The 15,879-nt window shown below is 54.5% G+C and carries 19 protein-coding genes; 16 read left to right on the plus strand and 3 right to left on the minus strand.

Features of this window, described 5'->3' with window-relative positions; all coding sequences use genetic code 11:
* Nucleotides 1–138: 138 nt before the first annotated feature.
* Nucleotides 139–1,068: a LysR substrate-binding domain-containing protein gene (locus tag ACOTY9_RS11595; RefSeq protein ID WP_014884951.1), complete on the plus strand. Its 930-nt coding sequence runs from the start codon at nt 139–141 to the stop codon at nt 1,066–1,068.
* On the opposite strand, the gene ACOTY9_RS11600 is transcribed toward ACOTY9_RS11595, so the two are convergent.
* Nucleotides 1,065–1,223, minus strand: coding sequence for a YqaE/Pmp3 family membrane protein (locus ACOTY9_RS11600; RefSeq protein WP_014884952.1), 159 nt, complete (start codon nt 1,221–1,223; stop codon nt 1,065–1,067). The genes ACOTY9_RS11595 and ACOTY9_RS11600 overlap by 4 nt on opposite strands.
* A 178-nt stretch (nt 1,224–1,401) precedes the next feature.
* Between ACOTY9_RS11600 and ACOTY9_RS11605 the strand changes: the two genes are divergently transcribed.
* The 3 genes from ACOTY9_RS11605 to ACOTY9_RS11615 all read left to right on the plus strand — a co-directional run bounded on the left by ACOTY9_RS11605 (nt 1,402) and on the right by ACOTY9_RS11615 (nt 2,491).
* Nucleotides 1,402–1,701, plus strand: coding sequence for an ArsR/SmtB family transcription factor (locus ACOTY9_RS11605; protein WP_014884953.1), 300 nt, complete (start codon nt 1,402–1,404; stop codon nt 1,699–1,701).
* A gap of 9 nt (nt 1,702–1,710) precedes the next feature.
* On the plus strand, nt 1,711–2,232 hold the full coding sequence (locus ACOTY9_RS11610) for a rhodanese family protein (RefSeq protein ID WP_014884954.1): 522 nt from the start codon (nt 1,711–1,713) through the stop codon (nt 2,230–2,232).
* 79 nt (nt 2,233–2,311) lie between these two features.
* Nucleotides 2,312–2,491, plus strand: a complete 180-nt coding sequence (locus tag ACOTY9_RS11615; protein WP_014884955.1) for a hypothetical protein — start codon at nt 2,312–2,314, stop codon at nt 2,489–2,491.
* 38 nt (nt 2,492–2,529) lie between these two features.
* Here ACOTY9_RS11615 and stpA read toward each other — a convergent pair whose 3' ends face one another.
* Nucleotides 2,530–2,934 carry a DNA-binding protein StpA gene (gene stpA / locus ACOTY9_RS11620; RefSeq protein ID WP_023337683.1) on the minus strand — a complete coding sequence of 135 codons (405 nt, stop codon included), beginning with the start codon at nt 2,932–2,934 and terminating at the stop codon, nt 2,530–2,532.
* A gap of 495 nt (nt 2,935–3,429) precedes the next feature.
* On the opposite strand from stpA, the gene alaE reads away from it, so the two are divergent.
* Entirely contained in the window at nt 3,430–3,879 is a 450-nt protein-coding gene (gene alaE, locus ACOTY9_RS11625) for an L-alanine exporter AlaE (protein WP_023331140.1), read from the plus strand.
* A 32-nt stretch (nt 3,880–3,911) separates the two neighbouring features.
* Here alaE and ACOTY9_RS11630 read toward each other — a convergent pair whose 3' ends face one another.
* On the minus strand, nt 3,912–4,256 hold the full coding sequence (locus ACOTY9_RS11630) for a DUF2002 family protein (RefSeq protein WP_006811693.1): 345 nt from the start codon (nt 4,254–4,256) through the stop codon (nt 3,912–3,914).
* A gap of 160 nt (nt 4,257–4,416) precedes the next feature.
* Here ACOTY9_RS11630 and ACOTY9_RS11635 point away from each other — a divergent pair, with 160 nt between their 5' ends.
* The 11 genes from ACOTY9_RS11635 to emrA all read left to right on the plus strand — a co-directional run bounded on the left by ACOTY9_RS11635 (nt 4,417) and on the right by emrA (nt 15,876).
* On the plus strand, nt 4,417–4,743 hold the full coding sequence (locus ACOTY9_RS11635; RefSeq protein WP_023308924.1) for a DUF883 domain-containing protein: 327 nt from the start codon (nt 4,417–4,419) through the stop codon (nt 4,741–4,743).
* A gap of 246 nt (nt 4,744–4,989) precedes the next feature.
* On the plus strand, nt 4,990–5,229 hold the full coding sequence (nrdH, locus tag ACOTY9_RS11640) for a glutaredoxin-like protein NrdH (RefSeq protein WP_014884959.1): 240 nt from the start codon (nt 4,990–4,992) through the stop codon (nt 5,227–5,229).
* The gene (gene nrdI, locus ACOTY9_RS11645; RefSeq protein ID WP_014884960.1) at nt 5,226–5,636 is read left to right on the plus strand and encodes a class Ib ribonucleoside-diphosphate reductase assembly flavoprotein NrdI; all 411 of its coding nucleotides are present in this window, start codon (nt 5,226–5,228) and stop codon (nt 5,634–5,636) included. Before nrdH ends, nrdI begins: the two co-directional genes overlap by 4 nt.
* The gene (gene nrdE, locus ACOTY9_RS11650) at nt 5,609–7,753 is read left to right on the plus strand and encodes a class 1b ribonucleoside-diphosphate reductase subunit alpha (RefSeq protein WP_348565864.1); all 2,145 of its coding nucleotides are present in this window, start codon (nt 5,609–5,611) and stop codon (nt 7,751–7,753) included. Before nrdI ends, nrdE begins: the two co-directional genes overlap by 28 nt.
* A gap of 9 nt (nt 7,754–7,762) precedes the next feature.
* Nucleotides 7,763–8,722 (plus strand): class 1b ribonucleoside-diphosphate reductase subunit beta, encoded by a 960-nt coding sequence (gene nrdF, locus ACOTY9_RS11655; RefSeq protein ID WP_014884962.1) that lies wholly within the window; start codon nt 7,763–7,765, stop codon nt 8,720–8,722.
* A gap of 333 nt (nt 8,723–9,055) precedes the next feature.
* A complete protein-coding gene (gene proV, locus ACOTY9_RS11660) occupies nt 9,056–10,267 on the plus strand; it encodes a glycine betaine/L-proline ABC transporter ATP-binding protein ProV (RefSeq protein ID WP_014884963.1) in 1,212 nt (403 codons plus the stop codon).
* On the plus strand, nt 10,251–11,321 hold the full coding sequence (proW, locus tag ACOTY9_RS11665; protein ID WP_014884964.1) for a glycine betaine/L-proline ABC transporter permease ProW: 1,071 nt from the start codon (nt 10,251–10,253) through the stop codon (nt 11,319–11,321). The genes proV and proW overlap by 17 nt, the downstream gene beginning before the upstream one ends.
* Nucleotides 11,322–11,330: 9 nt before the next feature.
* The gene (proX, locus tag ACOTY9_RS11670; protein WP_023331143.1) at nt 11,331–12,326 is read left to right on the plus strand and encodes a glycine betaine/L-proline ABC transporter substrate-binding protein ProX; all 996 of its coding nucleotides are present in this window, start codon (nt 11,331–11,333) and stop codon (nt 12,324–12,326) included.
* A gap of 221 nt (nt 12,327–12,547) precedes the next feature.
* Nucleotides 12,548–13,732, plus strand: a complete 1,185-nt coding sequence (locus ACOTY9_RS11675; protein WP_014884966.1) for an MFS transporter — start codon at nt 12,548–12,550, stop codon at nt 13,730–13,732.
* Nucleotides 13,733–14,046: 314 nt separating this feature from the next.
* Entirely contained in the window at nt 14,047–14,577 is a 531-nt protein-coding gene (gene mprA / locus ACOTY9_RS11680) for a transcriptional repressor MprA (protein ID WP_014884967.1), read from the plus strand.
* A 126-nt stretch (nt 14,578–14,703) separates the two neighbouring features.
* Entirely contained in the window at nt 14,704–15,876 is a 1,173-nt protein-coding gene (gene emrA / locus ACOTY9_RS11685) for a multidrug efflux MFS transporter periplasmic adaptor subunit EmrA (protein ID WP_014884968.1), read from the plus strand.
* Nucleotides 15,877–15,879: the final 3 nt, after the last annotated feature.

The raw sequence follows: 15,879 nt of genomic DNA on the forward strand, positions 1-15,879 counted from the left end.
GCTGCATTATCCTTATGGCTGAAAAAGCCTTGTGCCGCGCGGCCCTGAGCAAATAGTCAGAACTGTGACCGGCTTCAAATGTGATGTAACAGCGCTGTTAAAATATGTTCAAAACTGATGGCAACCAGGAGCCGTAATATGAATTCCATCTTTACCGAAGAGAACCTGCTGGCCTTCACCACTGCGGCACGTTTTGGCAGTTTCAGCAAAGCCGCCGCCGAGCTGGGCGTGACCACCTCGGCCATCAGTTACACCATTAAACGCATGGAGACCGGTCTGGACGTGGTGCTGTTTGTGCGTAACACGCGCAGCATTGAGCTGACCGAATCTGGCTTTTACTTTTACCGCAAGGCAACCGACCTGCTGAACGACTTTCACGCCATCAAGCGCGGAATTGATACCATTTCGCAGGGCATTGAGGCGCGGGTGCGTATCTGTATCAATCAGCTTTTGTATACTCCACGCCATACTGCACGCCTGCTGCAGGTGCTGAAAAAGCAGTTTCCCACCTGCCAGATCACGGTGACCACCGAGGTGTATAACGGCGTCTGGGATTCCATCATCAACAACCAGGCCAATATCGCGATTGGTGCGCCGGACACCCTGCTCGACGGCGGCGGCATTGATTACACCGAGATTGGCGCCATCCGCTGGGTATTTGCTATCGCACCGGAACATCCGCTGGCCTTTGTCCCCGAGCCGATTGCGGAGAGCCAGCTGCGGCTATATCCCAACATCATGGTGGAAGATACCGCGCACACCATTAATAAGAAGGTCGGCTGGCTGCTGCACGGGCAGGAGGCGATTCTGGTGCCGGATTTCAACACCAAGTGCCAGTGTCAGATTCTGGGAGAAGGGATTGGCTTTTTGCCGGAATACATGGCCCGCGAGGCGGTAGAAGACGGGCTACTGGTCACCCGACGCATCAACAATCCGCGTCAGGATTCCCGCATGCTGCTTGCCACACAACATGCGGCGACCGGCCAGGTCACTCGCTGGATCAAACAACAGTTTGGTCCAGCGGGCGTGCTGACGAACATCTATAGCGATTTACTCTGGCGGGCTTAGCTTTTGGTTTGTACCCAAAACGCGTGGATAAGACCGGGAATGTAACCCAGCAAGGTCAAAAGAATATTCAGGATAAACGCCCAGCCAAACCCCTTACCGAGCAGCACGCCCAGCGGAGGAAGAATAATCGTAAAGACAATACGCCAAAAACCCATAAGCACTCCGTACAAGCTAACCAGTTGAAAATAAATAAGAGTATGACTCTAAGCGTAGCCAGTTTATCGGCTTCTGCCATCCAGACCCGTCCCATTTACCCTCTTTTACGCTTTTGGCAGTGGTGTAACGCACCGGAATAGTTTAGTATTTACTTAATTAAGGAAACGCTAAACTAAAATGACTGAACTCGAACAACTCCAGGCCAGCGCTGAGCAGGCCGCCGCCCTGTTGAAAGCGATGAGTAATCCACGTCGGCTGCTGATCCTCTGCACATTATGCGGAGCTCCCGGCACCCGTGCGGGCGACCTGGCGCGTGCCACCGGGCTGAGTCCTTCCGCCACGTCGCAGCATCTTGCGCGTATGCGTGAGGAAGGACTTATCGACAGCACCCGTGAGGCGCAGCGCATTCTTTATTTCATTAAAAACGATGCGGTGCTTCAGCTCATCAGCACCCTGAAAACCCTTTATTGTCCGTAAGGAGTCGCCATGTCACTTCCGCTGATTACACCGCAACAGGCCAAAGCCCGCGTAGCCGAGGGCGCCAGACTCATAGATATTCGTGATACCGACGAATATGCCCGCGAGCATATTTCCGGGGCAGAGTCAGTACCGCTAGCCACCTTACCCGGCGGACTTAACGCACGGGCGGGTGAAATAGTGCTTTTTCACTGTCAGTCCGGTGCCAGGACGTCCGGGAATGCTGACCGCCTGGCCCAGGCGGCGTCACCCGCTCAGGCATTTGTGGTCGAGGGGGGCATTCAGGGCTGGAAGCAGGCCGGGCTGCTGACTGTTGAAGATAAATCCCAGCCTCTCCCGCTGATGCGTCAGGTGCAAATCGCGGCCGGGCTGTTGATTCTCTGCGGCGTGGTGCTGGGCTATAGCGTCTCCAGCGGCTTTTTCCTGCTCAGCGGTTTTGTGGGCGCCGGGCTGCTGTTCGCAGGTGTAACGGGATTTTGCGGTATGGCGAGACTGCTCAAGGTGATGCCATGGAACCGGCGTACCTCATAAGCAGTAATCTGTGAAAGTCACTGTACCCGGCGTCATACGTGGGCTAAGGTGAAGATCGCTTAAACGATGAGGAGGTAATATGTTTTCTGTCGGTGATTATGTGCAACCGCGTAAAGGCGGCCCGAAGCTGAAAGTGCTCGAAGTGAATGGTGAAAGCGTTGTGGCGGTTCAGGCCAGTAATGAACAAGGCGAAAAATATACCCTGAAAGCGGCCGATCTGGCGCCGTATAGTGAAGAGGGTGATTTCGGCGTCTGCTGAACAAACAACCGGGCGGCGATTACCGCCCGGCTCACGCATTAGATCAGAAAATCATCCAGCGTTTTACCCTCTGCCAGCGCGCTGGCAATAGGCTTCGGCGTGCGGCCCTGGCCGGTCCACGTTTTCTCTTCACCGTTCTGATCAATAAAGCGATATTTCGCTTCACGCGGTTTACGCTTTTTAGTCGGTTTACCCGTCTGCGCCAGCTCGGAACCCAGCAGATCGGTCGGTGAAATACCATCGGCTTTCATCAGCTCCAGCAGGGCATTAATTTTCTCCTGCTGCTCAGCACGCTGCTGCTCTAATTCCGCCAGCTCACTGCGTTTCTCTTCAGTAACGACCCTGACCTTTTCCAGCATTTCCTCAAGAACGTCCAGGGATAATTCACGCGCCATCGCGCGCAGGGTTCGGATATTATTAAGATTCTGTAACGTCAAAGACATATTATTTGAAAACCTTTTCTTTGGGGTAAATAGATAAATCACCCACAGAATAATTCATTTCGACCAGAATATCTACCCAAGGGTCCGCAGGGGCATCAGTGTAAATATATTTAAATATTAACGTTAATAATAACGCAGGATGCCGGCGAGCCTGGTGCGAATCTAATCACCACATCAATATAAATGGTCAACTTTAATTCAAATTACAGCATACTGCGCCGCCATCCAGACAAGGATGACTCACCCTGGCCGCCTCGAAAATCAAGTCTTTGTTTTTTATGAAAAAGCACCTTAACAAGACAGATTATAACGAGCAGAACAAAAAACGCTCAATTTTAGAGAATTTTGTGGACAAAAGGCGATTAAATAAAAATTAATCACTAGTTGTTAGTTCAAACGCAGAGAGATACGCTATACACGCCAAACAAAGCAACCTAAAGCACTAATCGCCGAAGGGAAATCGTTTCCACTGTGTTCTTCTCAAGGAGTTCAGACATGTTCTCGCCGCAATCTCGCCTGCGCCACGCTGTGGCGGATACTTTTGCGATGGTTGTTTACTGTTCCGTCGTGAACATGCTGATTGAAATATTCCTCTCAGGAATGACCTTTGAGCAGTCACTTTCTTCGCGTCTGGTGGCTATCCCGGTCAACATTATTATCGCATGGCCATACGGGTTATACCGCGATGCGGTCATGCGTTTCGCCCGTCGTATCAGCCCCGCAGGCTGGGTAAAAAACCTGGCGGACGTGCTGGCTTATGTGACGTTCCAGTCTCCGGTATATGTGGCTATTCTGTTAACCGTAGGCGCAGACTGGCACCAGATCGTCGCGGCGGTCAGTTCAAATATCGTTATTTCGATGTTGATGGGCGCCGTATACGGCTATTTCCTCGACTACTGTCGCCGTCTGTTCAAAGTCAGTCAGTACAGCCAGGCGAAAGCGTGATGTGAAGCGACTGGCGAATGCCAGTCGCCAGTTTACTGTACGTCGCCAAACAGTCCCTTCAGAAACCGCTCCAGCGCCATGCGCGAACTGAAGCCATGCGGAATACCATAATGCTCATGCGTTTCTCCGCCTAAATAGAGCGGGAATTGCTGATAATGATCGCAGGTTTTAATATCCGAGGCAGGCTCAGCAAATGACAGACTTCTGTCTTTCAGCGTCGGGTGAATAATGAGAGCAGTACGTCCCATTCTGGCTTCACGATTAACATACACATAATTCTCACCGCGGCGATATCCATACGCTTTTGACGTCACCTCATCCATGGTGAATCCCTCTTTTTCAAGAACGCGTGCCACCTCGTCAGGTCGTAAATACATATCTTTTCCTCGTTATCTTTTCCTGCCCGGCAACCTTACAGTATTCAGCATTAGCAGGGCTTTCAGAATAGTCCATAAACTGCCGGATAACGCGTGACGCGCTTCAGATATTAAATTTCTGAACTAAACTGATCGGGAACGCAAATTTACGGAGGATCGTATGTTTAACAGACCGAACCGAAACGATATTAACGACGACGCGCAGGATATTCGTAATGATGTCAGCCAATTAGCGGACACGCTGGAAGAGGTGCTGAAGTCCTGGGGATCTGACGCGAAGGACGAAGCGGATGCCGCAAAACGTAAGGCTCAGTCTCTGCTCCGTGAAACCCGCGCCAGAATGAACGGACGTTCACGCGCCACGCAGGCTGCCTGCGACATGGCAAGCTGTGCAACGACCTTCGTACGTGAAAAGCCACTGTGTACGCTGGGAACGGTCGCAGCGGTCGGCATCTTTGTCGGCGCCCTGCTCAGCCTGCGAAAATAAGTGCGGCTTCTCATCAGCCCCGGTGGCCTCAGGCGCCGGGGCTTTTCTTTGCCTTATCCTTTGAAAAACCCGTGCAGCCCGCCCTGCCCCGCTGAGCTCATCACCAGGGCAACATCAATCTGAATTTCCCATATCTTGTATGGTTGAAACTTAAGATAACTACATCTAGTATTCCCTTTAGCAAGACACACGCAACCTGACGCGATGACTCGCGCCGCTCTCTCATTTTAAATGGAAATGCGAATCATGAGCATTATTATTTACACTCGTAACAATTGTGTTCAGTGCCACGCCACCAAACGGGCGATGGAAAGCCGTGGAATGGTTTTTGAGATGGTGAATATCGACCAGCAGCCTGAGGCCGCTGAGACCCTTCGGGCGCAGGGATTCCGTCAGCTCCCTGTGGTCATTGCCGGTGAAACCCGGTGGTCCGGCTTTCGCCCGGACATGATTAACCGTCTGAGCGCCCAGGCCGCCAGCGCATGAGTGGGCTGGTCTACTTCTCCAGCAGCTCGGAAAACACGCTTCGCTTTATCGAGCGCGTCGGGCTGCCTGCGGTGCGTATTCCGCTTAATGAGCGGGAACGTATTCAGGTAGACGAACCTTACATTCTGGTGGTGCCCAGCTATGGCGGTGGCGGTACGGCAGGCGCCGTGCCTCGCCAGGTGATCCGCTTTCTTAACGATCCGCATAACCGCAGGCTTATCCGTGGCGTGATCGCGGCAGGCAATCGCAATTTCGGCGATGCCTTTGGCCGCGCCGGGGATGTCATCTCTCAGAAATGCGGCGTGCCGTATCTCTATCGCTTCGAACTGATGGGGACACAGCAGGACGTAGAAAATGTGCGAAAAGGAGTGAACGAATTTTGGCAACGACAACCGCAGAACGGATAATCCAGGCAACACCTGATTACCACGCATTAAACGCGATGCTTAACCTCTATGATCGGGAGGGGCGCATTCAGTTTGGCAAAGATCATGAGGCGGTGGAGGCCTTTTTTGCCGCCCACGTCCGTCCAAACAGCGTCGTTTTTGGCAACCAGCAGGAACGCCTCGACTTTCTGGTTAAAGAGGGCTATTACGAGGAGCGCGTGCTGACCCGCTACGACCGCGCCTTCGTGGTGAAGCTTTTCGAGCGCGCGCATGCGAGCGGTTTTCGTTTCCAGACCTTCCTCGGCGCGTGGAAGTATTACACCAGCTACACCCTGAAAACCTTCGACGGTAAACGTTACCTGGAGCATTTTGAAGATCGCGTCGTGATGGTGGCGCTGACCCTTGCCCAGGGCGATGAAGCGTTGGCTGAACGGCTGATGGAGGAGATCCTCGCCGGGCGCTTCCAGCCCGCCACGCCAACGTTTCTCAACTGCGGTAAGGCCCAGCGCGGCGAGCTGGTCTCCTGCTTCCTGCTGCGCATCGAAGACAATATGGAGTCGATTGGCCGTGCGGTAAACTCGGCGCTTCAGCTTTCCAAACGCGGCGGCGGCGTGGCGTTTCTGCTCTCGAACCTGCGTGAAGCGGGCGCGCCGATCAAGCGCATTGAAAACCAGTCTTCCGGCGTGATCCCGGTGATGAAGATGCTGGAAGATGCATTCTCCTACGCCAACCAGCTTGGCGCACGCCAGGGCGCCGGGGCGGTTTACCTGCACGCGCATCATCCCGATATTCTGCGTTTTCTGGATACCAAACGCGAAAATGCCGACGAAAAAATCCGTATCAAAACCCTGTCGCTGGGGGTGGTGATCCCGGATATCACCTTTAAACTGGCCAAAGAGAATGCCGAGATGGCGCTCTTTTCGCCGTATGACGTTGAGCGTATTTACGGCAAACCCTTTGGCGACGTAGCCATCAGCGAGCGCTACGAGGAGCTGGTAGCCGACGAGCGCATCCGCAAAAAAACCATCAATGCCCGCGATTTCTTCCAGACGCTGGCAGAAATCCAGTTTGAGTCTGGCTATCCGTACATCATGTACGAGGATACGGTAAACCGCGCGAACCCGATTGCCGGACGCATCAACATGAGCAACCTGTGCTCGGAGATTTTGCAGGTCAACAGCGCGTCAACATACGACGAGAACCTGGACTACGCGGCTATCGGCAAGGATATCTCCTGTAACCTCGGGTCGCTGAATATCGCCCACACCATGGATTCCCCTGACGTCGGCCGCACGGTGGAGACGGCCATTCGCGGACTGACGGCGGTATCGGACATGAGCCACATCCGCAGCGTGCCCTCCATTGAAGCGGGTAACGCCGCATCGCACGCTATCGGCCTGGGGCAGATGAACCTTCACGGCTACCTGGCACGCGAAGGCATCGCCTACGGCAGTCCGGAAGGGCTGGATTTTACTAACCTCTATTTCTATACCATCACCTGGCATGCGCTTCACACCTCAATGATGCTGGCGCGCGAGCGCAACCAGCGGTTCGCGGGATTTGAACAGTCGCGCTACGCCAGCGGGGAATATTTTAACCAGTATCTTGAAGGCGAGTGGCAGCCGAAAACTGCAAAAGTGCGCGATCTCTTTGCCCGCGCGGGGATAACCCTGCCGACGCGCGAGATGTGGCAGCAGCTGCGTGATGAGGTGATGCGCCACGGTATCTATAACCAGAACCTCCAGGCCGTGCCGCCGACCGGGTCTATCTCGTATATCAACCATGCCACGTCGAGCATTCATCCGATTGTGTCGAAAATTGAAATTCGCAAGGAAGGCAAGACCGGACGCGTTTACTACCCTGCCCCGTTTATGACCAACGACAACCTGGCGCTGTATCAGGATGCGTATGAAATCGGCCCGGAAAAAATCATCGATACCTACGCCGAAGCGACAAAACACGTGGATCAGGGGCTGTCGCTGACGCTCTTCTTCCCGGATACCGCCACCACGCGGGATATCAACAAAGCGCAGATCTACGCCTGGAAGAAAGGCATCAAAACGCTTTACTACATTCGCCTGCGCCAGCTTGCGCTGGAAGGCACCGAAATCGAAGGCTGCGTGTCCTGCGCGCTGTAAGGAGAAAGGATGAAACTGTCACGCGTGAATGCCGTTAACTGGAACAAAATCCAGGACGATAAAGATCTGGAGGTATGGAACCGCCTGACCAGCAACTTCTGGCTGCCGGAAAAAGTCCCGCTCTCCAATGATATTCCGGCCTGGCAAACCCTGAGCCATGCCGAGCAACAGCTGACGATCCGCGTCTTTACCGGCCTGACGCTCCTGGACACCATCCAGAACACCGTTGGTGCCCCGGCGTTGATGGCTGACGCGCTGACACCGCATGAAGAGGCGGTGATGTCGAACATCAGCTTTATGGAGGCGGTGCACGCCCGCTCTTACAGCTCGATTTTTTCCACGCTGTGCCAGACCAAAGACGTGGATGCGGCTTACGCCTGGAGTGAAGAGAGCGCGTCATTGCAGCGCAAGGCTGCGCTGGTGCTTGAGTATTATCGGGCCGACGAGCCGCTGAAAAAGAAGGTCGCCAGCGTGTTTCTGGAATCCTTCCTCTTCTACTCTGGCTTCTGGCTGCCAATGTACTGGTCGAGCCGGGGCAAGCTCACCAACACCGCCGACCTGATTCGGCTCATCATTCGGGATGAAGCGGTGCACGGGTATTACATCGGCTATAAATACCAGAAAGGTCTGGAGAAAATCAGTACGGAAAAACGCGATGAACTAAAAGGGTTTGCGCTCGATTTGCTGATGGATCTGTACGATAACGAGCTGAGCTATACCGAAGAGCTGTACGCCGGAACGGGCTGGGAAGAAGACGTCAAAGCGTTCCTCTGCTACAACGCCAACAAGGCGCTGATGAACCTTGGTTACGAGGCGCTGTTCCCGCCGGAGATGGCGGAAGTGAACCCGGCCATTCTGGCGGCGCTGTCGCCTAATGCCGACGAAAACCACGATTTCTTCTCCGGGTCCGGTTCATCGTATGTGATGGGCAAAGCGGTGGAGACGAAAGACGAAGACTGGGATTTTTAATGAGTGAATTAACGTTCATTAATTAAATATAAATCCCTTTATTTCTACCAGAATATTTCCCTGGGAACTACACTGTAATTCCTCCGTCATATTCGCCTGAATCACACCGATTCAGGCGAAATTCCCCGATGCAGCAGCAAAAATTTAAGAAAAACTCAAATGACGCTCAGCCCTTTACTCATGGGAAATTCAGCCGTTTCGCTTACCTGAAACTCCCCACCATAAGCAAACGCAGGGTTGTCTCAGATTCTCAGTATGTTAGGGTTATGCCCGTTAACAATTTACCATGGTAATCATATTGGCATAAACAAATAACAGGACACTCTCTATTGCATGGCAATTAAATTAGAAGTGAAAAATCTTTATAAAGTATTTGGCGAGCATCCACAGCGCGCATTCAAATATATTGAAAAAGGCCTTACGAAAGAGCAAATTCTGGAAAAAACCGGGCTATCGCTTGGCGTTAAAGACGCCAGTCTGGCCATTGAAGAAGGCGAGATTTTTGTCATCATGGGGTTATCCGGTTCGGGTAAATCCACTATGGTTCGCCTTCTCAATCGCCTGATTGAACCCACCCGCGGACAGGTGCTGATTGACGGCGTGGATATCGCCAGAATATCAGACGCAGAGCTCCGCGAGGTGCGCAGAAAGAAGATTGCAATGGTGTTCCAGTCATTCGCGCTAATGCCGCATATGACGGTGCTGGATAATGCCGCTTTCGGTATGGAATTAGCGGGCGTTGCTGCGCAAGAACGTCAGGAAAAAGCGCTTGATGCGCTGCGTCAGGTTGGGCTCGAAAATTATGCTCACGCCTACCCGGATGAACTTTCCGGCGGGATGCGTCAGCGTGTGGGCTTAGCCCGCGCATTAGCCATTAATCCAGACATATTATTAATGGATGAAGCCTTCTCCGCGCTCGACCCGTTAATTCGCACCGAGATGCAGGATGAGCTGGTAAAATTACAGGCAAAACATCAGCGAACCATTGTCTTTATTTCCCATGATTTAGATGAAGCCATGCGTATTGGCGACCGCATTGCCATTATGCAAAATGGTGAGGTGGTGCAGGTCGGCACGCCGGATGAAATACTGAATAATCCGGCAAATGATTACGTGCGTACCTTCTTCCGCGGCGTGGATATTAGCCATGTGTTTAGCGCGAAAGATATTGCCCGTCGAACGCCAAACGGCATTATCCGTAAAACGCCAGGTTTCGGCCCACGCTCCGCGCTTAAGCTTCTGCAGGACGAAGACCGTGAATACGGTTATCTGGTTGAACGCGGCAATAAATTTGTCGGCATTGTCTCCATCGACTCCCTGAAAACCGCCCTTAGCGAAAATCAGGGAATCGATGCGGCGTTAATTGACGCTCCCCTTGCCGTGGACGCCGAAACGCCGCTCAGCGAGTTGCTCTCCCACGTCGGCCAGGCGCCGTGTGCCGTTCCGGTCGTCGGGGAAGAACAACAGTACGTCGGCATCATCTCAAAACGCATGTTGCTGCAGGCTTTAGATCGCGAGGGAGCAAACAATGACCGATCAATCTAACCCGTGGGGCACCACTGAAGCAGCGGACAGCGCTGCGCAATCTGCCGATGCGTGGGGCTCCACGCCAGCACCTGCCGATGGCGGTGGCGCGGCGGACTGGCTCAACAGCGCACCTGCGCCTGCGCCAGAACACTTCAACATTATGGATCCGTTCCATAAAACGCTGATCCCACTCGATAGCTGGGTCACGGAGGGGATCGACTGGGTAGTAACGCATTTTCGTCCGCTCTTTCAGGGGATCCGCGTCCCGGTGGATTACATCCTCAACGGCTTCCAGCAGCTGATGCTCGGTATGCCAGCGCCGGTCGCGATCGTTTTGTTCTCGCTGATCGCCTGGCAGTTCGGTAGCGCAGGAATGGGGATCGCCACGCTGATTTCGCTGATTGCCATTGGCGCCATTGGCGCCTGGTCGCAGGCGATGATCACCCTGGCACTGGTGCTGACAGCCCTGCTCTTCTGTATTGTCATCGGCCTGCCGATGGGGATCTGGCTGGCACGTAGCCCGCGGGCGGCGAAGATCATTCGTCCGCTGCTGGATGCGATGCAGACCACACCGGCATTCGTCTATCTGGTGCCTATCGTAATGCTGTTCGGTATCGGTAACGTGCCGGGCGTGGTGGTAACCATTATCTTCGCCCTGCCGCCGATTATTCGTCTGACCATCCTGGGCATTAACCAGGTGCCGGCCGATCTGATCGAAGCGTCACGCTCGTTTGGTGCCAGCCCGCGTCAGATGCTGTTTAAGGTTCAGCTCCCGCTGGCGATGCCAACCATCATGGCTGGCGTTAACCAGACGCTGATGCTGGCGCTGTCGATGGTGGTCATTGCCTCAATGATCGCCGTGGGCGGTCTGGGCCAGATGGTGCTGCGCGGTATTGGCCGTCTCGACATGGGGCTGGCTACCGTCGGCGGCGTGGGCATTGTGATCCTCGCCATTATTCTTGACCGCCTGACACAGGCTGTCGGTCGTGATTCACGCAGTCGCGGCAACCGTCGCTGGTATACCACCGGCCCTGTCGGGTTATTCACCCGCCCTTTCACGAAATCAAAATAAGGAACAACGATGCGACATAACGTACTTTTTGCCACAGCGTTTGCCACCCTTGTCTCCACCAGCACGTTTGCAGCTGACCTGCCGGGTAAAGGCATCACCGTGCAGCCGGTGCAGAGCACCATTTCGGAAGAGAGCTTCCAGACGCTCATCGTCAGCCGAGCCCTGGAAAAACTGGGCTACACGGTCAACACGCCGAGCGAAGTGGATTACAACGTGGGCTATACCTCGATTGCCTCCGGTGATGCCACCTTTACCGCGGTGAACTGGCAGCCGCTGCACGACGATATGTATGCCGCCGCCGGTGGCGACAAGAAATTCTATCGTGAAGGCACCTTCGTAACCGGTGCAGCGCAGGGTTATCTGATCGACAAGAAAACCGCCGATAAGTACCACATCACCAATATTGAACAGCTGAAAGATCCGAAGATCGCCAAACTGTTCGACACCAACGGTGACGGTAAAGCCGACATGATGGGTTGCTCACCGGGCTGGGGCTGTGAAGCGGTGATTAATCACCAGAACAAAGCCTATGACCTGGCGAAGACGGTTGATGTCAGCCACGGCAACTATTCGGCGATGATGGCCGACACCATTGCCCGCTTCAAAGAGGGTAAACCGGTGATCTACTACACCTGGACGCCGTACTGGGTGAGCGACGTGCTGAAGCCGGGTAAAGACGTGGTGTGGCTGCAGGTGCCATTCTCCTCCCTGCCGGGCGAGCAGAAGGATATTGACACCAAATTGCCGAACGGCATGAACTATGGCTTCCCGGTGAATACCATGCATATTGTGGCGAACAAAGCGTGGGCCGAGAAAAACCCGGCGGCAGCAAAACTGTTCTCGGTAATGAAACTGCCGCTGGCGGATATCAATGCTCAGAACGCCATGATGCATGCGGGCAAATCGTCTGAAGCGGATGTCAAAGGTCACGTCGACGGCTGGATCAAAGCCCACCAGCAGCAGTTTGACGGCTGGGTGAAAGAGGCGCTTGCGGCGCAGAAGTAAAGCACAAAGCCTTGCCCCTCACCCTAACCCTCTCCCCAAAGGGGAGAGGGGACGTGATACACCCTCTCCCCTTTGGGGAGAGGGCCGGGGTGAGGGGGCACCAGACCGCGCACTCCCCCTAAACCGCACAATCCATCACCCAACAATCCCCCCACCTTAACAATCATTCGCTATTATGGTTTCCGGAAAAATAATCACTTAACGAACGATTCCTGAAACTCATGACAAAAACAACTCCAGGGCTTAGCCCCGCACTTATCCTTTTAATGTCCGTGGCAACGGGTCTGGCCGTCGCCAGCAACTATTACGCGCAACCCCTTCTCGACACCATCGCCCGCGCGTTCAACCTTTCTGCCAGTTCCGCTGGCTTCATCGTGACGGCGGCACAGCTCGGCTACGCCGCCGGGTTGCTGTTCCTGGTGCCGCTTGGCGATATGTTTGAACGCCGGATGCTGATTGTTTCGATGACGCTGCTGGCGGCAGGTGGCATGCTGATCACCGCCAGCAGCCAGTCGCTGACGATGATGATCGTCGGTACCGCGCTGACCGGGCTGTTCTCCGTCGTCGCGCAAATCCTGGTACCCCTCGCCGCGACGCTGGCCTCACCGGACAAACGTGGCAAGGTAGTGGGTACCATCATGAGCGGCCTGCTGCTGGGGATTTTGCTGGCGCGTACCGTGGCAGGACTACTGGCAAGCCTTGGCGGCTGGCGCACCGTTTACTGGGTGGCGAGCGTGTTAATGGTGGTGATGGCGCTGGCGCTGTGGCGCGGCCTGCCGAAGGTGAAGCAAGAGAACCATCTTAACTATCCGCAGCTTCTGGCCTCCGTGTTCAGCCTGTTCACTCAGGATAAACTCCTGCGCACCCGCGCCCTGCTGGGATGTTTGACCTTCGCCAACTTCAGTATTCTCTGGACCTCAATGGCGTTTCTGCTCGCGGCACCGCCGTTTAACTATTCTGAAGGCGTCATTGGTCTGTTCGGCCTGGCCGGTGCTGCGGGCGCGCTGGGCGCGCGTCCGGCGGGTGGGCTGGCCGACAAAGGCAAATCACATTTGACCACCACCGCCGGGCTGGTTTTGCTCCTGCTCTCCTGGGCGGCGATCTGGTATGGACACGTCTCGGTGCTGGCGCTGATCGTCGGTATTCTGGTACTCGACCTCACCGTACAGGGTGTCCACATTACTAATCAGACCGTGATTTATCGCGTGAAACCCGAAGCGCGTAATCGCCTCACCGCCGGATACATGACCAGCTACTTCATTGGTGGTGCTGCCGGTTCATTAATTTCAGCGTCGGCGTGGCAGCATGCCGGCTGGTCGGGCGTGTGTGGGATTGGGGCCATCGTTGCCGCGCTCAACCTTCTTGTATGGTGGCGCGGCTACCATCGCCAGGAGGCGATTCACTAAGTTTTACATTGCTTTGGGCCTCTTAGGGTATAAAGGGGCCCTGCAGTCTGTTAATGTAAACGTAATCATTTATCCCAGAAATTTTAATGTGGGTGACATATCTACAATTGGCATGAATAGTTCAGACCCCCGTCCTCACATCCTCTCTTCTACGGGTTCACACCCTACTCTTTCTGTGCTCACCGGGTCACGGACTTACCCGGCGCTTTCTGACGGTGACATTCATTTGGCGGATATAACCGCACAAATAATTCATTTACATTATTTGTCACTGTCGTTACTATATCGGCTGTAATTAATGAGGTTATGCCCAAATGGATAGTTCGTTTACGCCCATTGAACAAATGCTTAAATTCCGCGCCAGTCGCCATGAGGACTTCCCGTATCAGGAAATCCTGCTGACTCGCCTGTGCATGCACATGCAGGGTAAGCTTCTGGAAAACCGTAATAAGATGCTGAAAGCTCAAGGGATTAACGAGACGTTGTTTATGGCGTTGATTACGCTGGAGTCTCAGGAAAACCACAGTATTCAGCCTTCTGAGCTGAGCTGCGCGCTGGGCTCTTCCCGTACCAACGCAACCCGTATTGCCGATGAGCTGGAAAAGCGCGGCTGGATTGAACGCCGTGAAAGCGACAACGATCGTCGTTGCCTGCATCTGCAACTGACCGACAAAGGTCACGAATTCCTGCGTGAGGTACTGCCACCTCAGCACAATTGCCTGCACAAACTCTGGTCTGCCCTCAGCACCGCCGAGCGCGACCAGCTTGAGCACATCACGCGCAAGCTGCTCACCCGTCTGGATCAGATGGATGAAGATGGCGCCATTCTTGAGGCGCTGCGCTAACGCGACGACACGCTCAACAATCCAGATTCATAAGAAAACCGACAGGCCAGCACGTCACACTGCTGGCCTTTCTGACAACAGGTCGGCTCAGCCGATGTGAAAATAAGAAGATCGTGGAGAACAACAATGAGCGCAAATGCGGAGAGCACTAACCCGCAGCAACCGGCCAACAAGAAAGGCAAACGTAAAAGTGCCCTTCTTCTGTTGACCTTGCTCTTTATTATTATTGCCGTGGCATATGGGATCTATTGGTTTTTAGTATTGCGTCATGCTGAAGAGACAGACGACGCCTACGTGGCAGGGAACCAGGTACAGATTATGGCGCAGGTGTCGGGCAGCGTGACGAAAGTCTGGGCTGACAATACCGACTTTGTGCAAAAAGGCGATGTGTTGGTCACCCTCGATCCGACTGACGCGCAGCAGGCATTTGAGAAAGCCCAGACCGCGCTGGCCTCCAGCGTTCGTCAGACCCGCCAGCTGATGATCAACAGCAAACAGCTGCAGGCCAATATCGACGTGCAGAAAACGGCACTCGCACAGGCGCAGAGCGACCTCAACCGCCGCGTACCGCTCGGCACCGCCAACCTGATTGGCCGTGAAGAGCTGCAACACGCCCGCGATGCCGTTGCCAGCGCTCAGGCCCAGCTGGATGTGGCGATTCAACAGTACAATGCCAACCAGGCAATGGTGCTGGGCACCAGCCTTGAAAACCAGCCCGCCGTGCAGCAGGCGGCGACTGAAGTGCGTAACGCATGGCTAGCCCTGCAGCGTACCAAAATCGTCAGCCCGATGACCGGCTATGTCTCCCGCCGTTCCGTCCAGCCTGGGGCGCAGATCAGCCCGACCACGCCGCTGATGGCGGTCGTTCCGGCAGACAATCTGTGGGTAGACGCTAACTTTAAAGAGACGCAACTTGCCCATATGCGTATCGGCCAGACCGCGACGGTTGTCAGCGACATCTACGGCGATGACGTGAAGTACACCGGGAAAGTGGTTGGCCTGGACATGGGTACCGGCAGCGCCTTCTCCCTGCTGCCTGCGCAGAACGCCACCGGTAACTGGATCAAAGTGGTTCAGCGTCTGCCTGTGCGTATTGAACTGGATGCAAAACAGCTGGCGGATCACCCGCTGCGTATCGGCCTCTCAACGCTTGTGACGGTTGACACCGCGAACCGCGACGGTCAGATCCTGGCAAGCCAGGTGCGTAGCAGCCCGGCTTATGAAAGTAACGCCCGTGAAATTAGCCTCGATCCGGTCAACAAGCTGATCGATGACATCGTGAAGGCAAACGCCGGTTAATCC

This window comes from Enterobacter cloacae complex sp. SHL012, from assembly GCF_049237505.1.
GTDB classification, from domain to species: Bacteria; Pseudomonadota; Gammaproteobacteria; order Enterobacterales; family Enterobacteriaceae; genus Enterobacter; species Enterobacter kobei.

What these genes read in the sequence shown, in the direction of transcription:
- ACOTY9_RS11595 (WP_014884951.1), top strand. Translation starts at nt 139, where the DNA reads ATGAATTCCATCTTTACCGAAGAGAACCTGCTGGCCTTCACCACTGCG.
- ACOTY9_RS11600 (WP_014884952.1), bottom strand. Translation starts at nt 1,223, where the DNA reads ATGGGTTTTTGGCGTATTGTCTTTACGATTATTCTTCCTCCGCTGGGC.
- ACOTY9_RS11605 (WP_014884953.1), top strand. Translation starts at nt 1,402, where the DNA reads ATGACTGAACTCGAACAACTCCAGGCCAGCGCTGAGCAGGCCGCCGCC.
- ACOTY9_RS11610 (WP_014884954.1), top strand. Translation starts at nt 1,711, where the DNA reads ATGTCACTTCCGCTGATTACACCGCAACAGGCCAAAGCCCGCGTAGCC.
- ACOTY9_RS11615 (WP_014884955.1), top strand. Translation starts at nt 2,312, where the DNA reads ATGTTTTCTGTCGGTGATTATGTGCAACCGCGTAAAGGCGGCCCGAAG.
- stpA (WP_023337683.1), bottom strand. Translation starts at nt 2,934, where the DNA reads ATGTCTTTGACGTTACAGAATCTTAATAATATCCGAACCCTGCGCGCG.
- alaE (WP_023331140.1), top strand. Translation starts at nt 3,430, where the DNA reads ATGTTCTCGCCGCAATCTCGCCTGCGCCACGCTGTGGCGGATACTTTT.
- ACOTY9_RS11630 (WP_006811693.1), bottom strand. Translation starts at nt 4,256, where the DNA reads ATGTATTTACGACCTGACGAGGTGGCACGCGTTCTTGAAAAAGAGGGA.
- ACOTY9_RS11635 (WP_023308924.1), top strand. Translation starts at nt 4,417, where the DNA reads ATGTTTAACAGACCGAACCGAAACGATATTAACGACGACGCGCAGGAT.
- nrdH (WP_014884959.1), top strand. Translation starts at nt 4,990, where the DNA reads ATGAGCATTATTATTTACACTCGTAACAATTGTGTTCAGTGCCACGCC.
- nrdI (WP_014884960.1), top strand. Translation starts at nt 5,226, where the DNA reads ATGAGTGGGCTGGTCTACTTCTCCAGCAGCTCGGAAAACACGCTTCGC.
- nrdF (WP_014884962.1), top strand. Translation starts at nt 7,763, where the DNA reads ATGAAACTGTCACGCGTGAATGCCGTTAACTGGAACAAAATCCAGGAC.
- proV (WP_014884963.1), top strand. Translation starts at nt 9,056, where the DNA reads ATGGCAATTAAATTAGAAGTGAAAAATCTTTATAAAGTATTTGGCGAG.
- proW (WP_014884964.1), top strand. Translation starts at nt 10,251, where the DNA reads ATGACCGATCAATCTAACCCGTGGGGCACCACTGAAGCAGCGGACAGC.
- proX (WP_023331143.1), top strand. Translation starts at nt 11,331, where the DNA reads ATGCGACATAACGTACTTTTTGCCACAGCGTTTGCCACCCTTGTCTCC.
- ACOTY9_RS11675 (WP_014884966.1), top strand. Translation starts at nt 12,548, where the DNA reads ATGACAAAAACAACTCCAGGGCTTAGCCCCGCACTTATCCTTTTAATG.
- mprA (WP_014884967.1), top strand. Translation starts at nt 14,047, where the DNA reads ATGGATAGTTCGTTTACGCCCATTGAACAAATGCTTAAATTCCGCGCC.
- emrA (WP_014884968.1), top strand. Translation starts at nt 14,704, where the DNA reads ATGAGCGCAAATGCGGAGAGCACTAACCCGCAGCAACCGGCCAACAAG.